This window comes from Yersinia fenwicki (assembly GCF_043099325.1).
Lineage (GTDB): Bacteria > Pseudomonadota > Gammaproteobacteria > Enterobacterales > Enterobacteriaceae > Yersinia.
This window is the reverse complement of record NZ_CP170755.1, coordinates 3,869,883-3,890,040: the sequence shown is the minus strand read 5'-3', so window position 1 is coordinate 3,890,040 and position 20,158 is coordinate 3,869,883. Positions and strand designations below refer to the sequence as shown.

Here is a 20,158-nt window from a genome sequence, read left to right as displayed (position 1 = left end):
CGCATGTTAAGGGTAGGAAAAAAGAGAATGGCGAAGAGAGATTATTACGAGGTTTTAGGCGTTAAAAAGGACGCCGATGAACGTGAGATCAAAAAGGCCTATAAACGCCTGGCGGTAAAGTATCACCCGGACCGTAATCAGGACGAGAACGATACCGGCGAAAATTTCAAAGAAGTTAAGGAAGCCTACGAAATTCTGACCGATCCACAAAAGCGTGCAGCCTACGATCAGTATGGCCATGCCGCCTTTGAGCAAGGTGGTATGGGCGGCGGCGGTTTTGGCGGTGGCGGTGCTGATTTTACTGACATTTTTGGTGATGTTTTCGGTGATATCTTTGGTGGTGGCCGTCGTCAGCGATCTTCCCGTGGTTCAGATCTGCGCTATAACATGGATCTGACACTGGAAGAAGCGGTACGCGGTGTGACTAAAGAAATCCGCATCCCAACGCTAAATGAATGTGATGTTTGCCATGGTAGCGGTGCTAAACCGGGCAGTTCTCCGGTAACGTGTTCGACTTGCCGTGGTGCAGGTCAGGTGCATATGCGCCAAGGGTTCTTCACTGTGCAGCAGGCGTGTCCTACTTGTCATGGCAGCGGTCAAATCATTAAAGATCCATGCAACAAATGTCATGGGCATGGCCGGGTTGAGAAGTCAAAAACACTGTCGGTTAAAATTCCAGCAGGTGTTGATACCGGTGACCGTATTCGTTTGAGCGGTGAAGGCGAAGCAGGCGAGCATGGCGCACCAGCAGGTGATCTGTACGTTCAGGTGCAAGTCAAAGCGCACCCAATCTTCGAACGTGAAGGCAATAACCTGTATTGTGAAGTGCCGATTAACTTTGCCATGGCGGCCTTGGGCGGCGAGATTGAAGTCCCGACGTTGGATGGACGAGTTAAGCTGAAAGTGCCTGCGGAAACGCAAACTGGCAAACTGTTCCGTATGCGTGGGAAAGGGGTCAAATCTGTACGTGGTGGTAGTCAGGGTGACTTACTCTGCCGCGTTGTGGTTGAAACGCCAGTGCATCTGAGTGAAAAACAAAAGCAATTGCTGCGTGAACTGGAAGAAAGTTTTGTTGGTGTTGCGGGCGAGAAAAACAGCCCTCGCTCTAAAAGCTTCTTAGACGGCGTTAAGAAATTCTTTGATGACTTAACCCGTTAATTATTAGCTAACTTGCTAATAAAATAGAAAAATAAAAATCCTCGAAGAAGTTCGGGGATTTTTTTCATCTGAGTCTCATTAAATGGTGTGATGTAAATCACTAATAACTCGGTTTATCCGATCATTCAATGCAATAAAAACGACTTTTTTCGAGTTAATGATTATCCTAGAATCTACGAATTAATTTGTTGAGCACAAGCTCACTGTCTGATTTAAGGGAGTCATTCATTGTGACAAACATGATTCGTCAATTTTTACGGCAAGAGGCTGCGGGTGGCCTGATTTTGATTTTTGCTGCTGTTGTGGCTTTATTCATGGCCAACACCCCACTACAAGGGTTTTATCAGTCATTTCTTGAGGTACCGGTATCAGTCAAAATAGCATCACTGGATATCAGTAAACCGCTGTTGCTGTGGATCAATGATGGCCTAATGGCGATATTCTTTCTGGTCGTCGGCTTGGAAGTTAAGCGTGAATTGATGGAAGGCTCACTGGCTGGGCGTGATAAAGCTGTTTTCCCAGCAATTGCCGCCTTAGGCGGTATGTTAGCTCCGGCCTTGATTTATTTACTGTTTAATGGGGCTGATGAAGTTACCCGTCAAGGGTGGGCGATTCCTGCTGCAACTGACATTGCTTTTGCCCTGGGTGTCATGGCATTACTGGGGAACCGCGTTCCAACCAGCCTGAAAGTCTTTTTACTGGCACTGGCCATCATTGATGACTTGGGTGTCATCATTATTATTGCGTTGTTCTATACCCACGAAGTCTCACTACAAGCCTTGGGGATCGCGGCGGCGGCTATTGCGCTATTGGGTTATATGAACTGGCGTGGAGTGGGGAAGACATCGGCTTACCTGTTAGTTGGATTGGTACTGTGGGTCTGCATTCTAAAATCTGGAGTACACGCGACCTTAGCCGGTGTGATTGTTGGTTTTATGATACCACTGCACACTCAAGAGAAGCGTTCGCCATCGGAATCACTGGAACATGGCTTGCACCCTTGGGTAGCCTATTTGATACTGCCGTTATTTGCATTTGCCAATGCGGGAGTTTCATTGCAAGGCGTTTCAATCTCTGGCTTAACATCATTATTGCCTCTGGGGATTGCCAGCGGGCTATTTATTGGTAAGCCTCTGGGGATTTTCCTCTTTAGTTGGCTCGCGGTTAAGTTAGGCGTTGCTAAGCTACCTGATGCAATTAATTTTAAGCAGATTTTTGCTGTATCAGTGTTATGCGGTATCGGTTTCACAATGTCGATATTTATCGCTTCACTGGCATTTGAAGGCGCAGATATTGCTCTGACAACCTATTCTAAATTAGGCATATTGTTGGGTTCGACTACTGCAGCAATTGTTGGATATAGCTTGCTGCGTCTGGCCTTGCCAGCGAAGAAAAAAATAACGCACTGATTCAATATTTGAATGACCAGTGCCTTTACGAATGGCACTGGCGTTCTACCTGATGGATTTCCAGGCTTACCGTTTGTGAAGTCTCAGAACAGGGAACGTTTAGTCGTGCATGGGGTCTGGCTGGCTCGCCGATATGTTAAGGGGATAACAACATGCGAATGTCGCACATCAATTTCAATCATCTTTATTATTTTTGGCAAGTTTGCAAGGAAGGCTCTGTTGTCGGGGCTGCTGAGGCTTTATTTCTAACGCCACAAACTATTACTGGGCAAATTAAAGCATTAGAGGAGCGCCTGGGCGGGAAATTATTTAAACGTCAGGGGCGTGGGCTGGTGCCATCAGAATTAGGGCAATTGGTCTTTCGTTACGCCGATAAGATGTTCATGCTCAGCCATGAAATGTTGGATATCGTTAACTATCGCAAAGAATCCAACTTGTTATTTGATGTTGGCGTAGCTGATGCATTATCCAAGCGCTTAGTTAGCCAGGTATTGGAAACTGCAGTGGTGGATCATGAAAAGATTCATTTACGCTGTTTTGAATCTACTCATGAAATGTTACTGGAACAGTTGAGTCAGCATAAGTTGGATATGATTCTATCTGACTGCCCAGTTGATTCCAGTCAGCAAGAAGGGTTATTTTCAGTAAAACTCGGCGAGTGCAGTGTCAGTTTTTACTGTCGTCAGCCAATTCCTGATTTGCCTTTCCCCGCGTGTTTGCAACAAAAACGGTTGTTGGTCCCGGGTCGTCGCTCAATGTTGGGGCGTAAATTATTAAACTGGATTAACAGCAAAGGACTACAAGTGGAAATCTTGGGGGAATTTGATGATGCGGCGTTAATGAAAGCGTTTGCTATCTATAACAACGCTATTTTTGTTGCTCCGACACTCTACGCAGCAGACACCTATGGCAAAGATGATGAAATTGTCGAGATTGGTCGTTTAGACAATGTACAGGAAGAGTATTACGTTATTTTCGCTGAGCGGATGATTCAACATCCCGCAGTGCAGCGGGTATGTAACAAAGATTTTTCCGCGCTTTTTAGCGGTTAGACCGATTGGTTCAAGTCGAAAATTGCATAGCTACAGGTTACTTGAAGACAAGATACATTTTGCGATTTGATGAGTTAGCCAAATTCTAGATATAAAAAAACCGGCCTAGGCCGGTCTTTTTACGAAGCAGCCAACGTAATGCATTACTGCATTGCGTTGATTTGCGCTGCCAAGTTTGACTTATGGCGCGCTGCTTTGTTTTTGTGGATCAGGCCTTTACTGGACTGACGATCCACGATTGGTTGCATCTCATTAAATGCTTTTTGCGCTGTGTCTTTATCGCCAGCTGCGATTGCCGCATACACCTTCTTAATGAAGGTACGCACCATTGAGCGACGGCTAGCGTTATGCTTGCGGCGTTTCTCAGACTGTACGGCGCGTTTCTTAGCTGATTTGATATTAGCCAAGGTCCAACTCCCAAATATATTCTATTGAGGACAATTCAAAGGCCAAGGAATATGCCCTTTTAGCCTTCGTTTGTCAATGGATTTGTGCAAATAAGCGCCGTTTGTACGGGCGGCACTTGCTACGTTGTGATGGAGCGGGATTTTACCAGCTTCGCGCTGTGGAATACAGTCTTTCGAAAGAAAATTCCACAGTTCACTGCCTTGAAGGGATTCGACGGTGGTTCTTGTAAAGATCTCAGCCTGCTTCTGTATTCAACGGCGTGCGTATTCTACAGGATAAAGTCAGTAAAAGGGATTTTACCTGCGTAATTTTCGTAAAATGGTATGACTTTCGGTTAAAGGTGCCAATCGCGGGTTAACCTTAACCGCTGTACAAGGTATAATCCGGCGATTTCCACTGTTTTGAGCCAGCTATGGAGCTAATTCGCGGTATACATAATATCCGGGCACGCCACCATGGTTGCGTGCTAACTATCGGTAACTTTGATGGTGTCCATCGCGGACATCAGGCCTTATTGGAGCAGTTAAAGCGCGAAGGTCAGCGTTTGGGGCTGCCCGTTATGGTAATGATATTTGAACCGCAACCACTGGAATTGTTTGCAGCGGATAAAGCACCAGCTCGATTGACGCGTTTACGCGATAAAGCCAGATATCTGGCGAAAGCCGGTGTTGACTATCTATTGTGCGTTAAATTTGATCCGCGTTTTGCAGCCAATACTGCGCAAGCTTTTGTTGCCCAGTTGCTGGTAGAGAAGTTGGGTGTTAAGTTTTTAACTGTTGGTGATGATTTCCGCTTCGGCGCAGGGCGTCAGGGGGATTTTCAACTGTTACAACAAGCCGGTGCTGAATTTGGTTTTGATGTTATCAGCACCGATAGCTTTTGTGATGGTGGATTGCGTATTAGTAGTACGGCGATTCGTCAGGCGCTTTATGACGATGATCTGGTGCTGGCTGAGACTCTGCTTGGTCACCCATACAGTATTTCCGGTCGAGTGGTTCACGGTGACGAACTGGGGCGGACGATAGGTTTCCCCACGGCGAATTTGCCGTTAAAACGTTTAGTTGCTCCAGTAAAAGGAGTGTATGCGGTTGAGGTCTATGGCTTGGGTCCAAAGCCATTACCCGGTGTTGCCAATATTGGCACTCGGCCTACCGTTGCGGGTGTTCGCCAGCAGCTAGAGGTTCATCTGCTCGATGTAACTATGGATCTTTATGGGCGCCATATTGATGTGGTGCTCCGCGCAAAACTGCGCAACGAACAGCGTTTTGCTTCGCTCGATGCGTTGAAACAGCAAATCGCCAATGATGTGGTGACGGCCCGAACATTTTTCGGGCTAAAGACACCGGTTTAATATTTCTAGCCGAAACGGAACCGAGAATCTAATGAGTGACTACAAGAATACCCTGAATTTACCTGAAACAGGGTTCCCGATGCGCGGCGATCTGGCTAAGCGTGAACCTGACATGCTGAAACGTTGGTATGAGCAGGATCTGTACGGGATTATTCGTACAGCCAAAAAGGGTAAAAAGACCTTTATTTTGCACGATGGCCCTCCTTATGCGAACGGCAACATTCACATTGGTCACTCTGTTAACAAAATTCTCAAAGATATTATTGTTAAAGCGAAAGGAATGTCCGGCTACGACTCACCTTATATTCCAGGTTGGGACTGCCACGGCCTGCCGATCGAGTTAAAAGTTGAACAATTAATTGGGAAGCCGGGCGAAAAAGTCAGTGCCGCGGAGTTCCGTGCCGCCTGCCGTAAATACGCAGCGGAGCAAGTTGAAGGCCAGAAGAAAGATTTCATCCGTCTGGGTGTGTTGGGCGATTGGGACCATCCTTACCTGACGATGGATTTCAAAACCGAAGCCAATATCATTCGTGCGTTAAGCAAAATCATTGATAACGGTCACTTGCATAAAGGCGCGAAGCCAGTGCACTGGTGTACTGATTGCGGTTCGTCCCTGGCTGAAGCTGAAGTCGAATATTACGACAAAACCTCGCCTTCCATTGATGTGCGTTTTAACGCGGTCGATGTGGCTGTTGTGAGTGCTAAATTCGGTGCAACGAATGTTAATGGCCCGATTTCGCTGGTTATTTGGACTACCACGCCGTGGACCTTACCTGCGAACCGTGCAATTTCACTGAATGCTGAATACAACTATCAGTTGGTGCAGGTTGAAGGCGAATGTCTGATTCTGGCAGAAGATCTGGTTGAAAGCGTCATGAAGCGTGCTGGCATTGCTGAGTGGACGGTATTGGGTAGCTGCAAAGGTGCTGATCTGGAACTGCTGCGCTTCAATCACCCGTTTATGGGCTTCGATGTTCCAGCAATATTGGGCGACCACGTCACACTGGATGCTGGTACTGGCGCAGTTCATACGGCACCAGGCCACGGCCCAGATGACTTTGTTATCGGTCAGAAGTATGGTTTGGAAGTGGCTAACCCGGTTGGCCCGAACGGCTGCTATCTGGCGGGGACTTATCCAACACTGGATGGCATGTTTGTCTTTAAAGCCAATGATGTGATTGTTGAGTTGCTGCGCGAAAAAGGCGCATTGCTGAAAGTTGAAAAACTGGTTCACAGCTATCCATGTTGCTGGCGTCATAAAACACCCATCATCTTCCGTGCTACCCCGCAATGGTTTATCAGCATGGATCAGAAAGGTCTGCGTAAGCAGTCTCTGGAAGAGATCAAAGGTGTGCAGTGGATCCCTGATTGGGGTCAGGCGCGTATCGAAACCATGGTAGCAAATCGTCCAGATTGGTGTATCTCGCGCCAGCGTACTTGGGGCGTACCAATGTCTCTGTTTGTGCATAAAGAGACTGAAGCGCTTCACCCACGTAGCACTGAGCTGATGGAAGAAGTAGCCAAGCGTGTAGAACAAGACGGTATTCAAGCCTGGTGGGATCTGGATCCGGCGGAGATTTTGGGTGCTGATGCAGCTGATTACGTTAAAGTTCCAGATACTCTGGACGTATGGTTTGACTCCGGTTCAACCCACTCTTCGGTAGTCGATGCTCGCCCAGAGTTTGGTGGTCATAGCCCAGATATGTATCTGGAAGGTTCTGACCAACATCGCGGATGGTTTATGTCCTCACTGATGATTGCGACTGCGATGAAGGGTAAAGCGCCTTATCGTCAGGTACTGACTCATGGTTTCACCGTGGATGGCCAGGGGCGTAAAATGTCCAAATCCATCGGTAATACTATCAGCCCGCAAGATGTGATGAATAAATTGGGTGGCGACATCCTGCGTCTGTGGGTCGCGTCAACCGATTACACCGGTGAAATCGCTGTTTCTGATGAAATTCTGAAACGCTCTGCTGACTCTTATCGCCGTATTCGTAATACTGCGCGCTTCTTGTTGGCTAACCTGAATGGATTTGATCCGGCGTTGCATCAGGTGAAACCTGAAGAGATGGTAGTAGTAGACCGCTGGGCTGTAGGCCGTGCGCAAGCTGCACAAGCCGAGATTATGGAAGCGTACGAAGACTACGACTTCCACTTGGTAGTACAGCGCCTGATGCAGTTCTGCTCGGTTGAAATGGGGTCGTTCTATCTCGATATCATTAAAGACCGCCAGTACACCGCGAAAGGCGATAGCGTTGCGCGCCGTAGCTGTCAGACAGCACTGTTCCATATTGCCGAAGCTTTGGTTCGCTGGATGGCACCGATCATGTCCTTTACCGCAGACGAAATCTGGAACGAAATGCCGGGTGAGCGTCCACAGTATGTCTTCACGGAAGAGTGGTATGACGGTCTGTTCGGGTTGGCGGGCGATGAAAGTATGAACGATACTTTCTGGGCTGAGCTATTAAAAGTGCGTGGTGAAGTCAACAAGGTACTGGAGCAAGCGCGTAGCGATAAACGTATCGGCGGTTCGTTAGAAGCTGCTGTGACACTATTTGCTACACCGGAGCTGGCTTCACGTCTGAATAGCTTGCAAGATGAGCTACGTTTTGTGTTGCTGACGTCAGCGGCCAAAGTCGCAGATTATGCCGATGCCGGTGATGATGCACTGCAAAGCGAGCTGATTTCTGGGCTGAAAATTACCTTTAATAAAGCTGATGGTGAGAAGTGTCCGCGTTGCTGGCACTACACTCAAGACATCGGTTTGGTAGCGGAACATGCTGACCTGTGCGGCCGCTGTGTCACTAACGTTGCCGGCGACGGTGAAGAGCGTAAGTACGCCTAATGAGTAAACCTATTTGTTCGACCGGATTGCGCTGGTTATGGCTGGCTGTACTGGTGGTAATTGTCGATCTCAGCAGCAAACAGTGGGTTATGACCCACTTTGCGCTGTATGAGTCTGTGCCACTGATTCCTTTTTTCAACCTGACCTACGCGCAGAACTTTGGCGCAGCATTTAGCTTCCTTGCGGATAAAAGTGGCTGGCAGCGTTGGTTCTTTGCCGGAATAGCTATCGGTATTTCAGTTATATTAATGGTGCTGATGTATCGTTCTACTGCCAAGCAGCGTTTACTCAATTGCGCTTATGCTCTGATTATCGGTGGGGCATTAGGTAACTTATTTGATCGTATGGTGCATGGCGCGGTGATCGACTTTATTGATTTCCACGTCAATAACTGGCATTTCCCGACATTTAACATCGCCGATACAGCAATTTGTATCGGTGCTGCATTGGTCATATTTGAAGGCTTTATAAGTCCGGCTGAAAAAACGGCCATGAATAAAGGTGAGTGATATGCCAGAGCGGATGCAAGACCATTTTATACAAGACAAGAGCGCTGTATTGGTACATTTCACTCTGAAATTGGAAGATGGTTCAACGGCAGAATCAACTCATATTCACGGTAAACCTGCGCTATTTCGGTTAGGCGATAACAGCCTTTCCGATGCGCTGGAGCAGCAGTTGATCGGCTTGAAAGTGGGTGACAAACACGCTTTCAGCTTACAACCTGAAGATGCATTCGGTTTAGAAAGCCCTGATTTGATTCAGTACTTTACGCAGCGTGATTTCGCGCAAACCGGTGTGCCGGATGCGGGTACGATTATGCTGTTTACCACTCGTGATGGCAGTGAAATGCCGGGCGTGGTGCGGGAAGTCGCAGAAGAGTCGATTACTGTTGATTTTAATCACCCGTTGGCAGGGCATATCGTCAGCTTTGATATTGAAGTGCTGGAGATAGATCCCCAACAGGAGGCAATGCATGCAGATATTGCTGGCTAATCCACGCGGCTTTTGTGCCGGAGTTGATCGGGCTATCAGTATTGTTGAACGCGCGATCGAGATGTATGGCGCGCCAATCTATGTACGCCATGAAGTGGTACATAACCGCTATGTGGTTGATAGCCTGCGTGAGCGCGGAGCTATTTTTATCGAGGATATCGCTGAGGTGCCAGATGGCTCCATTTTGATTTTCTCGGCCCATGGAGTGTCACAAGCGGTACGAGCTGAAGCCCGTGCTCGTGAATTGACGATGCTGTTTGATGCAACTTGTCCCTTGGTCACTAAAGTGCATATGGAAGTTGCACGCGCTAGCCGGAAAGGGAAAGAAGCTATTCTGATTGGTCATGCTGGTCATCCGGAAGTTGAAGGCACGATGGGACAATACAACAACCCGAAAGGCGGGATGTATTTAGTTGAGTCGCCTGATGATGTTTGGAAACTGAATGTTAAAGATGAGAATAACCTCTGCTTTATGACTCAGACCACTTTGTCAGTTGACGATACTTCCGCTGTTATCGATGCTTTACACCGGCGTTTCCCGAAGATTATCGGCCCACGTAAAGATGATATCTGCTACGCCACGACTAACCGCCAGGAAGCGGTGCGGAATTTGGCGAATGATGCAGATGTTGTCTTGGTGGTAGGGTCGAAAAACTCATCTAACTCAAACCGGTTAGCCGAACTCGCGCAACGCATGGGTAAATCAGCTTATCTGATTGATTCTGCAGCTGATATCCAAGAATCATGGTTACAGAATGCGAAATGCATTGGGGTGACCGCAGGAGCCTCTGCACCCGATATTTTGGTCCAGCAAGTGATTGCCCGCTTACAAGCGCTTGGTGCAGGTGGGTCGGTTGAGCTTCGTGGTCGCGAAGAAAGTATCGTATTCGAAGTACCAAAAGAGTTACGCGTTGAGGTTAAGCAGATCGATTGATCTCAGATATTCATAACTCATATCAAGCAGCCCCTAGTGGCTGCTTTTTTATGGGTGTATTTCGGCATAACTGCATGAATATGCGAAATAACTGCACCATATCAAATGGCGTACTATGACGATAAGGCCATCTAGATAAAGCGCTGGGGTAACGATGAAAATGATGAGATCGCAGGTTAATTAATGTTATGTAAGGAATTAAGTGGTTTCACTGATAAAAGCAGGCGTATATCATTTTTTTCTAATACAGATTAAATAGGCTGGCAGAGTCCATGACGGGCGGCTAATCTGAACCCTTGTCAGGGTAGATGACACAATATTGGGAGAGATCATGACTAATTCAACAATTCGCATCGCTGTTGTCGGTGCCGGCGGCCGTATGGGGCGACAGCTTATTCAGGCAATCACGCAGACGAAAGGTGTTGTGCTGGGTGCCGCAGTAGAGCGCGCGGGGTCCACTCTGGTGGGAAGCGATGCAGGTGAACTGGCCGGAACTGGTTTGCTAAATATCACCGTAAGTGATGATTTATCCAAAGTAACTGATCATTTTGATGTGTTAATCGACTTTACTCGACCAGAGGGTACTCTGGAACATTTAGCTATTTGCCGCGCACATCATAAGGCAATGGTGATTGGAACCACCGGTTTTGATGATGCCGGTAAAGCCGCCATCAGCGCCGCATCAGCAGATATCAGTATTGTGTTCGCTGCAAATTTCAGTGTTGGGGTCAATGTGGTACTTAAGTTGCTTGAAAAAGCTGCCAAAGTGATGGGCGATTACACTGATATCGAAATTATTGAAGCGCATCACCGCTATAAAGTTGATGCGCCGTCAGGGACTGCGTTAGCGATGGGAGAGGCTATTGCTGAATCCTTAGGACGATCACTGAAAGATTGCGCAGTTTATACCCGCGAAGGCCATACTGGAGAACGCAAACCAGGCACTATTGGTTTTGCGACAGTGCGTGCTGGCGATATTGTCGGGGAGCACACCGCCATGTTTGCCGACATTGGCGAACGGGTTGAAATCACCCATAAAGCCACTAGCCGAATGACTTTTGCCAATGGTGCCGTTAAATCTGCCATATGGCTCTCTAACCATGATAATGGCTTGTTTGATATGCGAGATGTACTGAGTTTGAATGAACTTTAAAGATGTAAAGCACAACCCGTGATGTGGTTATTTTTATCATAATCATATGATAACAGGGCAATATTTTATTGTCCTTTTTTGTTTGTTTATATAATTACATGTTTATTCATTTTTTTATATGTAATGTCTTTTTTGTCGTGTTTTGTCTCGGTTTTTTATCTTTTAGTGTCCTCGTTATCGATTAGTACTCGTTTTCATCACGTCAGAACGATTTTTTTCATTCACATACTCTCGCAACCGTTTACTATGCTAAGTTAGCATGTGTTTTTGCCACTATAATCGTCTCATTTTAACGAGAACGGTAAAAAACAGAGAAAAAATGGCACTTTGGCTAGACAAGAGCGTCACTCATCATTAAAATGCGCCCAATTTGCCAAAAATTAGCTTTGAGGGCGGTTTTTGCATTGATTTAGGTCGCTAGATATGAATTAATATGCAAATAATGTGACTGTTTATTCCTTGGAGGATGTTTTGATTAAGTCAGCGCTATTGGTTCTCGAAGACGGAACCCAATTTCACGGTCGGGCCATCGGGGCAGAGGGTACGGCAGTGGGGGAAGTGGTCTTCAATACGTCGATGACCGGTTATCAAGAAATCCTTACTGATCCTTCCTACTCCCGCCAGATCGTCACTCTTACTTATCCTCATATCGGCAACGTCGGCACCAATGCCTCCGATGAAGAATCCTCCGCAGTACACGCCCAAGGTCTTGTTATCCGCGACCTGCCATTGATTGCCAGCAATTACCGTAATGAAGAAGGCTTATCTGAGTATCTCAAGCGCCACAATATAGTTGCGATTGCAGATATCGATACACGTAAGCTGACAAGGTTGCTGCGTGAGAAGGGCGCGCAAAACGGCTGTATTATTGTGGGTGACTTATCAGATGCTGCGCTGGCGCTGGAAAAAGCAAAAGCATTCCCAGGCTTGAAAGGGATGGATCTGGCCAAAGAAGTGACCACCAAAGAAGTGTATCAATGGCGGCAAGGCAGCTGGACTCTGGAAGGCGATTTACCGGCGGCACAAAAACCTGAAGATCTGCCATTCCATGTTGTGGCGTACGACTACGGAGTAAAACGCAATATTCTGCGCATGCTCGTTGACCGTGGTTGCCGCCTGACCATTGTTCCGGCGCAGACCCCGGCTGAAGATGTCCTGAAGTTAAATCCGGATGGCATTTTCTTATCCAACGGCCCAGGTGACCCAGAGCCATGCGATTATGCTATCGCGGCGATTAAACGTTTCCTGGAAACTGATATCCCGGTATTTGGTATCTGTTTAGGTCATCAACTGCTGGCTCTGGCTAGCGGTGCAAAAACCGTAAAAATGAAATTTGGCCACCATGGCGGCAACCACCCAGTGAAAGATTTGGATGCCAATTGCGTGATGATCACTGCGCAGAACCACGGTTTTGCCGTTGATGAAACCACATTGCCGTCCACTCTACGCACTACCCACGTTTCTTTGTTCGATGGTTCCCTGCAAGGGATCCACCGTACCGATAAAGCAGCTTTCAGCTTCCAGGGTCACCCTGAAGCCAGCCCAGGGCCGCATGATGCCGCTCCGCTGTTTGATCACTTTATCGAGCTGATTGAAGCTTATCGCGCGACAGCCGCTAGCCATACTAATAAATAATCAGGAGCGTCAAACCATGCCAAAACGTACAGATATAAAAAGCATCCTGATTCTGGGCGCAGGCCCAATCGTTATCGGCCAGGCTTGTGAGTTTGACTACTCCGGTGCCCAGGCTTGTAAAGCGCTGCGTGAAGAGGGTTACCGCGTTATTCTGGTCAACTCTAATCCTGCCACAATCATGACTGACCCAGAAATGGCTGATGCAACTTATATCGAGCCGATTCACTGGGAAGTTGTGCGCAAAATCATTGAAAAAGAACGCCCAGACGCTGTATTGCCAACGATGGGCGGCCAAACTGCACTGAACTGCGCACTAGAATTGGAGCGTCAAGGAGTGCTGGCTGAATTCGGTGTCACCATGATTGGTGCAACCGCTGATGCTATCGATAAAGCTGAAGACCGTCGTCGCTTTGATATTGCGATGAAAAAAATTGGTCTGGATACCGCTCGTTCAGGTATCGCGCACAATATGGAAGAAGCGCTGGCTGTTGCGGCTGACGTCGGCTTCCCATGCATTATCCGCCCATCCTTTACCATGGGCGGCACCGGTGGTGGCATCGCGTATAACCGCGAAGAGTTTGAAGAAATTTGCGAGCGCGGCTTGGATTTATCGCCAACTAAAGAGTTACTGATTGACGAGTCACTGATTGGTTGGAAAGAGTATGAGATGGAAGTTGTTCGCGATAAAAACGACAACTGTATCATTGTCTGCTCCATCGAGAACTTCGATGCCATGGGTATTCATACCGGCGACTCCATCACTGTGGCACCGGCGCAGACCCTGACGGATAAAGAATATCAAATCATGCGTAATGCCTCGATGGCAGTGCTGCGTGAAATTGGCGTGGAGACCGGCGGCTCCAACGTGCAGTTCTCGGTTAATCCGAAAAATGGTCGTTTGATCGTCATTGAAATGAATCCACGTGTATCTCGCTCTTCCGCTTTAGCATCTAAAGCAACCGGTTTCCCGATTGCCAAAATTGCGGCCAAGCTGGCAGTGGGTTACACCCTTGATGAATTGATGAATGATATCACTGGCGGCCGCACTCCGGCTTCCTTCGAGCCATCTATCGACTATGTCGTCACTAAAATTCCTCGTTTTAACTTCGAAAAATTTGCCGGTAGCAATGATCGCCTGACAACCCAGATGAAATCTGTGGGTGAAGTGATGGCCATTGGTCGCACTCAGCAGGAGTCATTGCAAAAAGCACTGCGCGGTTTGGAAGTGGGCGCAACTGGTTTTGACCCTAAAGTCAGCCTTGATGATCCAGAAGCCCTGACTAAAATTCGCCGTGAATTGAAAGAAGCAGGTTCTGACCGAATTTGGTATATCGCTGATGCATTCCGCGCTGGTATGTCTGTTGATGGTGTCTTTAACCTGACCAACGTCGACCGCTGGTTCCTGGTTCAGATTGAAGAGCTGGTGCGTCTGGAAGAGAATGTAGCAGAGCTCGGTATCAATGGTTTGACCGCAGAGTTCATGCGTCACTTGAAACGCAAAGGTTTTGCCGATGCCCGCTTGGCGAAGTTGGTCGGTGCGGCTGAAAGTGAAGTGCGCAAGCTGCGTTACAAGTATGGTTTGCACCCGGTTTATAAGCGTGTAGATACCTGTGCGGCCGAATTCTCAACCGATACCGCCTACATGTACTCGACTTATGAGGAAGAGTGCGAATCCAATCCAACCAGCGATCGCCCGAAAATTATGGTGCTGGGTGGCGGCCCTAACCGTATCGGTCAAGGGATTGAGTTCGACTATTGCTGTGTACACGCGTCACTGGCACTGCGTGAAGACGGTTACGAAACCATCATGGTGAACTGTAATCCTGAAACGGTTTCTACTGACTACGACACCTCTGACCGCCTCTATTTTGAATCAGTGACACTGGAAGACGTGCTGGAAATCGTCCGCATCGAGAAACCGCAAGGTGTTATTGTGCAATACGGTGGTCAAACGCCATTGAAATTAGCGCGTGAACTGGAAGCTGCCGGAGTGCCGATTATTGGTACCAGCCCGGATGCTATTGACCGCGCCGAAGACCGTGAGCGTTTCCAGCAGGCAGTAAACCGTCTGGGCTTGAAACAACCGGCAAATGCTACGGTAGCGACTATCGAGCAAGCAGTTGAAAAAGCAGCAGGTTTGGGTTACCCGCTGGTGGTTCGCCCATCTTATGTGTTGGGTGGCCGTGCAATGGAAATCGTTTATGACGAAGTTGACCTGCGCCGTTACTTCCAAAATGCTGTGAGTGTGTCAAATGATGCACCGGTATTGCTCGACCGCTTCCTTGATGATGCGGTAGAGGTGGATGTCGATGCCATTTGTGATGGTGAGCGCGTGCTAATCGGCGGCATCATGGAGCACATTGAGCAAGCCGGGGTTCATTCCGGTGACTCAGCATGCTCATTGCCGGCTTACACCCTGAGCAAAGAAATTCAGGATGTGATGCGCCAGCAAGTGGAAAAGTTGGCCTTTGAACTTTGTGTCCGCGGCTTGATGAACGTGCAGTTTGCGGTAAAAAATAACGAAGTTTACCTGATTGAAGTCAACCCGCGAGCAGCTCGTACCGTGCCATTCGTCTCTAAAGCGACCGGCATGCCGCTGGCAAAAATTGCCGCGCGCGTGATGGTAGGGCAGACACTGGCACAGCAAGGTGTTCTGGAAGAGATTATTCCGCCTTATTATTCGGTAAAAGAAGTGGTGTTGCCATTCAACAAATTCCCCGGTGTTGATCCGATTTTAGGGCCAGAAATGCGCTCTACCGGTGAAGTCATGGGGGTTGGCCGTACCTTCGCCGAAGCTTTCTCTAAAGCTATGCTGGGCAGTCAGTCTGGTATGAAAAAGAGTGGCCGTGCGCTGTTATCCGTGCGCGAGGGTGATAAGCATCGGGTGGTTGATTTAGCCGCCAAATTGCTGAAACAGGGCTTTGAGCTGGATGCCACTCACGGTACCGCGGTAGTGTTAGGCGAGGCTGGAATAAATCCACGTCTGGTCAACAAGGTGCATGAAGGTCGTCCACATATTCAGGACCGAATCAAGAATGGTGAATACACTTATATCGTGAATACCACAGCCGGGCGTCAGGCGATCGAAGATTCTAAACTGATCCGCCGCAGTGCCCTGCAATATAAGGTGCATTATGACACCACCTTGAACGGCGGCTTCGCCACAGCGATGGCACTGAATGCTGATCCGACCGAGCAAGTGATTTCAGTACAAGAAATGCATGCCAAGATTAAGAAGATAAAAGGTTAATCTTCGGTATAAATAGCAGGGCGATGGAGACATCGCCCTTTTTTATGTTCGCATATCCTGCGTATTTGAAGCCGCAGGGGTGTTAGCTACTCTCACTCACCCGAATCACTTACTGATGTAAGCTCATCGGGACTTATTCGTTTGCTACCTACCTGCAACTCCAATTACTTTGGATATAAAGTCGCAGTTTTTACCCGTGAAGACAGTATTTGTAATAAACAAATGTATTATTCATAAACAATAATATTGTTCATAAACAACATTGATCTTCACCAATGTTAACTCTCACTGAATTGTAGATAGTAGGCTCTGGGGCAGCTCAACGCTGTTGCTGCTAGCTTAGCGCCACTTTGATACCCAGGCCGATCAACAGGCCGCCCAGCAATTTATCGACAACTTTTTGTGCTTTTGCCAAACCACGGCGGACTGGCGCACTTTGAATCAGAATCACTAGCAAAGGCCACCAAATAACGGCAAGTATCCAGATGATTGAGGCGTACCACAGTTTTTCACCCACGCCGGAGTTAATCTGTAATATTTGTGTGAAAACGGCGAGGAAGAAAAGAGTCGCTTTCGGATTTAATAGATTGCAAAGGTATCCCTGCAAGAAGGCGGCTTTCAGTGTGATGGGGGATTGTGTCGCGTTATCGATGCTGAACTTACTTTCTCCACGCGATAGCAGTGCCTGGATACCAATCCAGATCAAGTAGCATGCTCCAGCATATTTCAGAAAATTGAATAGCCATGGGGTGGTGGTGATCACTACCGCCAGGCCAGCCACACAATAAGACATATGTGTAGCGACACCCAAAATTACCCCGAGCGCTGTCATCATTGCTGCGGGGCGGCGATAGCGGGCTGCGTTTTTAATGACTAAAAAGAAATCGGGACCGGGTGAGATCATCCCCAATGTAGCAATAGTCGCGACGAATAAAGAAGTTTCTAGCATAAGGATTACCGAGTAAGAGTAGGGCGTTTTGACGATAATAGCGCCACTAGGTTTCCGCTGCATATTCTTATTTGCTCAAGGGGCTGAGTTGTCAGTCAAATGGCATTGAGCATTTATCTTTTACTCTTTTGATGGACAGTGATGCACGAATATGAGCCTGGATAATGTGATAAGCGATGAAATACTAAATCAGAAGCAGCGGGAAATTACACGGTTGTGTATCAAGTGTGCGCTGTTGCTGCTGCAACATGGTGCTGAAAGTATGCTGGTTGAGCAATTATCCGCGCGCCTTGGTATCGCCTTGGGGATGGACAGTGTTGAAAGTTCTATCTCAGCCAACGCCGTCGTTTTAACCACTATTAGCGAGGGGAATTGCCTGACTTCCACGCGCAAGAATACTGACCGTGGTATCAATATGCACGTTGTGACAGAGGTGCAGCATATTGTGATCATGGCGGAGCACCATTTGTTGGATGCAAAAGATGTAGAAAAACGCCTTGAAAATATTAAACCACTGCGTTACCCGCGATGGCTAGTAGTGGTGATGGTCGCCTTATCATGTGGCTGTTTTAGCAAGCTAAATGGTGGCGGTTGGGATGCGTTTTCCATCACTTTTTTAGCCAGTGGGCTGGCGATGTTCGTGCGCCAAAGTTTAACGGCCCGGCATATGAATCCGCTGATTAATTTCTGTATCACGGCTTTTGTCGCGACGTCTGTCTCCGGGTTATTAATGCGTTTACCGTTTTTCCACGAGGCATCTAGTGTAGCAATGGCGGCTAGCGTGCTGTTATTAGTTCCCGGATTCCCGTTGATAAACGCGGTTGCAGATATGTTTAAAGGGCATGTTAATACCGGTTTGGCTCGCTGGGCGATGGCAAGTTTATTGACGCTATCAACCTGTATCGGGGTGATATTTGCCATGGCGACGTGGGGATTGCGGGGGTGGTCATGAGTTTACTCTGGGCGTTATTGCAGGACATGGTGCTGGCGGCTATTCCGGCACTGGGCTTTGCGATGGTATTCAACGTGCCAGTGCGGGCATTACGCTATTGCGCCTTATTAGGAGCAATCGGACACGGCTCGCGTATGTTGATGGTTCACTTTGGTATGAATATCGAGCTGGCTTCATTATTGGCTTCAATAATGATTGGTATCATTGGCATCAATTGGTCGCGCTGGTTACTGGCTCACCCAAAAGTCTTCACTGTAGCGGCCGTTATACCCATGTTCCCTGGGATTTCTGCCTATACTGCAATGATATCGGTTGTTGAGATATCTCACTTGGGTTATAGCGAAGTCTTGATGTCCACCATGGTAACCAATTTCTTAAAAGCGTCATTTATTGTTGGTTCGTTATCGATTGGTTTATCTTTGCCAGGATTGTGGTTATATCGCAAACGTCCTGGTGTATAAGGTTTTTTTCTGTCTCTGTTTTTGTAGTGGGCTAAGAGCAGTCTTATATGTGTAATTAGCCTGCTTATCGCTATCGACGCTGGATTAGGCTTTACGTATAGTGTGAGCAATTTTTCGGTACTGGCTCTCGCAGCCTACAGGGTTTAACAATGATTATCAGCCTGATTGCTGCATTGGCAGCGGATCGCGTTATTGGTATGGAAAACGCCATGCCATGGCACTTACCAGCTGATTTAGCCTGGTTTAAACGTAACACGCTAAATAAACCGGTAATTATGGGTCGTAAGACATTCGAATCTATTGGTCGCCCTCTGCCGGGGCGGTTGAATATTGTTATCAGTAGTCAACCGGGAACGGATGATCGGGTAACGTGGGCAACCTCTATTGATGACGCACTCGCTTTGGCGGGTGATGCAGAAGAAGTGATGGTGATGGGGGGCGGCCGTGTCTATAAGCAATTCTTAGGCCGCGCTAACCGTATGTATCTTACCCACATTGATGCTGAAGTTGGAGGCGATACCCATTTCCCAGATTATGAACCCGATGAGTGGGAAAGCACCTTCAGTGAGTTCCATGATGCAGACGAGGCTAATTCACACAGCTATTGTTTCGAGATCCTAGAACGCCGCTAGTCGCAGCTATAGCCTGAAATAAGAAAAAGCCTGTTTATTAGCAGGCTTTTTTAATTTTCATTGTCTAATTATTTATATCTTACAAGTAACTAGAGGGATCTTTTGCTGCTGCGGCTATTTCGTCAGCATTGGTTATTTCAGCTTCAACTTTGAAAGCGGATTGTGTGAAATAACGTTTATCTTCCCAACGAAGCAGGGTTAAATTGCCTCCCCAGCAACATCCCGTATCCAGCCCATAAATTCCTTCTGGTACACCTTTCCCTTCCAATGATGCCCAGTGACCAAAGATAATCGAATACTCAGGGCTGACCAGTCGTGGTAGCTCAAACCAAGGCTTAAGCGGGGCAGGGGCGTTTTCTGGTGTGTCTTTACAGATCATATCCAGTTGCCCATTTGGGAAGCAAAAACGCATGCGGGTCAATGCATTAGTGCTAAAACGCAAACGTGCTAACCCCGTCAAGTCGGGTGACCAGTTATTGGGCATATCACCGTACATTGCATCCAGGAAGAGTGGATAGCTATCACTGCTCAACACAGACTCTACTTCACGGGCACACATCTTGGCCGTTTCAATATCCCACTGAGGGGTGATACCGGCGTGAGCCATAATTAATTTTAGTTCGTCATCAACCTGCAAAACCGGTTGGCGGCGTAACCAATTAATCAGTTCGTCAGCATCAGGGGCTTCAAGCAGCGGGGTGATACGATCTTTAGGTTTGTTACGACTAATGCCAGCGTAAACCGCTAATAAGTGCAGGTCATGGTTACCCAGAACCATACGAACAGCAGGTCCTAATGAGCGGACATAGCGTAATACGTCGAGTGAAGCGGGGCCGCGGGCAACTAAATCGCCGGTCAACCACAAGGTATCTTGCTGCGGATCAAAGTCAACTTGCGCTAATAGCGCAAGCAACTCGTCAAGGCAGCCGTGAACATCGCCAATAAGATAAGTAGACATAGTTGAGGTCAG

Annotated in this window: 17 protein-coding genes; 14 read left to right on the top strand and 3 right to left on the bottom strand. The window is 47.7% G+C overall.

The genetic code is table 11. The features are described from left to right. Positions 1–27: 27 nt before the first annotated feature. The 3 genes from dnaJ (at position 28) to nhaR (ending at position 3,619) form a co-directional block, all read left to right on the top strand. On the top strand, positions 28–1,158 hold the full coding sequence (dnaJ, locus tag ACF3VQ_RS17635; protein WP_392432346.1) for a molecular chaperone DnaJ: 1,131 nt from the start codon (positions 28–30) through the stop codon (positions 1,156–1,158). 230 nt (positions 1,159–1,388) lie between these two features. Further along, a complete protein-coding gene (nhaA, locus tag ACF3VQ_RS17630; RefSeq protein ID WP_392432345.1) occupies positions 1,389–2,567 on the top strand; it encodes a Na+/H+ antiporter NhaA in 1,179 nt (392 codons plus the stop codon). 152 nt (positions 2,568–2,719) lie between these two features. Beyond that, entirely contained in the window at positions 2,720–3,619 is a 900-nt protein-coding gene (gene nhaR, locus ACF3VQ_RS17625) for a transcriptional activator NhaR (RefSeq protein ID WP_392432344.1), read from the top strand. A 143-nt stretch (positions 3,620–3,762) separates the two neighbouring features. On the opposite strand, the gene rpsT is transcribed toward nhaR, so the two are convergent. Continuing rightward, positions 3,763–4,026, bottom strand: a complete 264-nt coding sequence (gene rpsT / locus ACF3VQ_RS17620; protein WP_019080555.1) for a 30S ribosomal protein S20 — start codon at positions 4,024–4,026, stop codon at positions 3,763–3,765. A 413-nt stretch (positions 4,027–4,439) separates the two neighbouring features. Between rpsT and ribF the strand changes: the two genes are divergently transcribed. The 8 genes from ribF to carB all read left to right on the top strand — a co-directional run bounded on the left by ribF (position 4,440) and on the right by carB (position 16,194). After that, positions 4,440–5,378, top strand: coding sequence for a bifunctional riboflavin kinase/FAD synthetase (gene ribF, locus ACF3VQ_RS17615; RefSeq protein ID WP_392432343.1), 939 nt, complete (start codon positions 4,440–4,442; stop codon positions 5,376–5,378). Positions 5,379–5,409: 31 nt separating this feature from the next. Continuing rightward, complete coding sequence (gene ileS / locus ACF3VQ_RS17610) at positions 5,410–8,226, top strand: isoleucine--tRNA ligase (RefSeq protein ID WP_392432342.1); 2,817 nt, start codon at positions 5,410–5,412, stop codon at positions 8,224–8,226. Further along, the gene (gene lspA / locus ACF3VQ_RS17605; RefSeq protein ID WP_392432341.1) at positions 8,226–8,735 is read left to right on the top strand and encodes a signal peptidase II; all 510 of its coding nucleotides are present in this window, start codon (positions 8,226–8,228) and stop codon (positions 8,733–8,735) included. The genes ileS and lspA overlap by 1 nt, the downstream gene beginning before the upstream one ends. Before the next feature lies 1 nt (position 8,736). Beyond that, positions 8,737–9,222, top strand: a complete 486-nt coding sequence (gene fkpB / locus ACF3VQ_RS17600; RefSeq protein WP_392432340.1) for an FKBP-type peptidyl-prolyl cis-trans isomerase — start codon at positions 8,737–8,739, stop codon at positions 9,220–9,222. After that, complete coding sequence (ispH, locus tag ACF3VQ_RS17595) at positions 9,203–10,156, top strand: 4-hydroxy-3-methylbut-2-enyl diphosphate reductase (RefSeq protein ID WP_392432339.1); 954 nt, start codon at positions 9,203–9,205, stop codon at positions 10,154–10,156. Before fkpB ends, ispH begins: the two co-directional genes overlap by 20 nt. Before the next feature lie 331 nt (positions 10,157–10,487). Then, the gene (gene dapB, locus ACF3VQ_RS17590; protein ID WP_392432338.1) at positions 10,488–11,309 is read left to right on the top strand and encodes a 4-hydroxy-tetrahydrodipicolinate reductase; all 822 of its coding nucleotides are present in this window, start codon (positions 10,488–10,490) and stop codon (positions 11,307–11,309) included. Between the two features lie 471 nt (positions 11,310–11,780). Next, complete coding sequence (gene carA, locus ACF3VQ_RS17585; protein ID WP_392432337.1) at positions 11,781–12,944, top strand: glutamine-hydrolyzing carbamoyl-phosphate synthase small subunit; 1,164 nt, start codon at positions 11,781–11,783, stop codon at positions 12,942–12,944. Between the two features lie 16 nt (positions 12,945–12,960). Next, positions 12,961–16,194, top strand: a complete 3,234-nt coding sequence (carB, locus tag ACF3VQ_RS17580) for a carbamoyl-phosphate synthase large subunit (RefSeq protein ID WP_392432336.1) — start codon at positions 12,961–12,963, stop codon at positions 16,192–16,194. 334 nt (positions 16,195–16,528) lie between these two features. On the opposite strand, the gene ACF3VQ_RS17575 is transcribed toward carB, so the two are convergent. Next, positions 16,529–17,143, bottom strand: a complete 615-nt coding sequence (locus ACF3VQ_RS17575) for a LysE family transporter (RefSeq protein WP_392432335.1) — start codon at positions 17,141–17,143, stop codon at positions 16,529–16,531. Positions 17,144–17,294: 151 nt separating this feature from the next. Here ACF3VQ_RS17575 and ACF3VQ_RS17570 point away from each other — a divergent pair, with 151 nt between their 5' ends. The 3 genes from ACF3VQ_RS17570 (at position 17,295) to folA (ending at position 19,188) form a co-directional block, all read left to right on the top strand. After that, complete coding sequence (locus tag ACF3VQ_RS17570; RefSeq protein ID WP_392432334.1) at positions 17,295–18,095, top strand: threonine/serine exporter ThrE family protein; 801 nt, start codon at positions 17,295–17,297, stop codon at positions 18,093–18,095. Next, positions 18,092–18,556: a threonine/serine exporter gene (locus tag ACF3VQ_RS17565; protein ID WP_019080545.1), complete on the top strand. Its 465-nt coding sequence runs from the start codon at positions 18,092–18,094 to the stop codon at positions 18,554–18,556. The genes ACF3VQ_RS17570 and ACF3VQ_RS17565 overlap by 4 nt, the downstream gene beginning before the upstream one ends. A 149-nt stretch (positions 18,557–18,705) precedes the next feature. Further along, on the top strand, positions 18,706–19,188 hold the full coding sequence (gene folA, locus ACF3VQ_RS17560; protein ID WP_050121592.1) for a type 3 dihydrofolate reductase: 483 nt from the start codon (positions 18,706–18,708) through the stop codon (positions 19,186–19,188). A 79-nt stretch (positions 19,189–19,267) separates the two neighbouring features. Here the strand turns inward: folA and apaH are convergent, their stop codons facing one another. Beyond that, on the bottom strand, positions 19,268–20,146 hold the full coding sequence (apaH, locus tag ACF3VQ_RS17555; protein ID WP_392432333.1) for a bis(5'-nucleosyl)-tetraphosphatase (symmetrical) ApaH: 879 nt from the start codon (positions 20,144–20,146) through the stop codon (positions 19,268–19,270). Positions 20,147–20,158 lie beyond the last annotated feature (12 nt).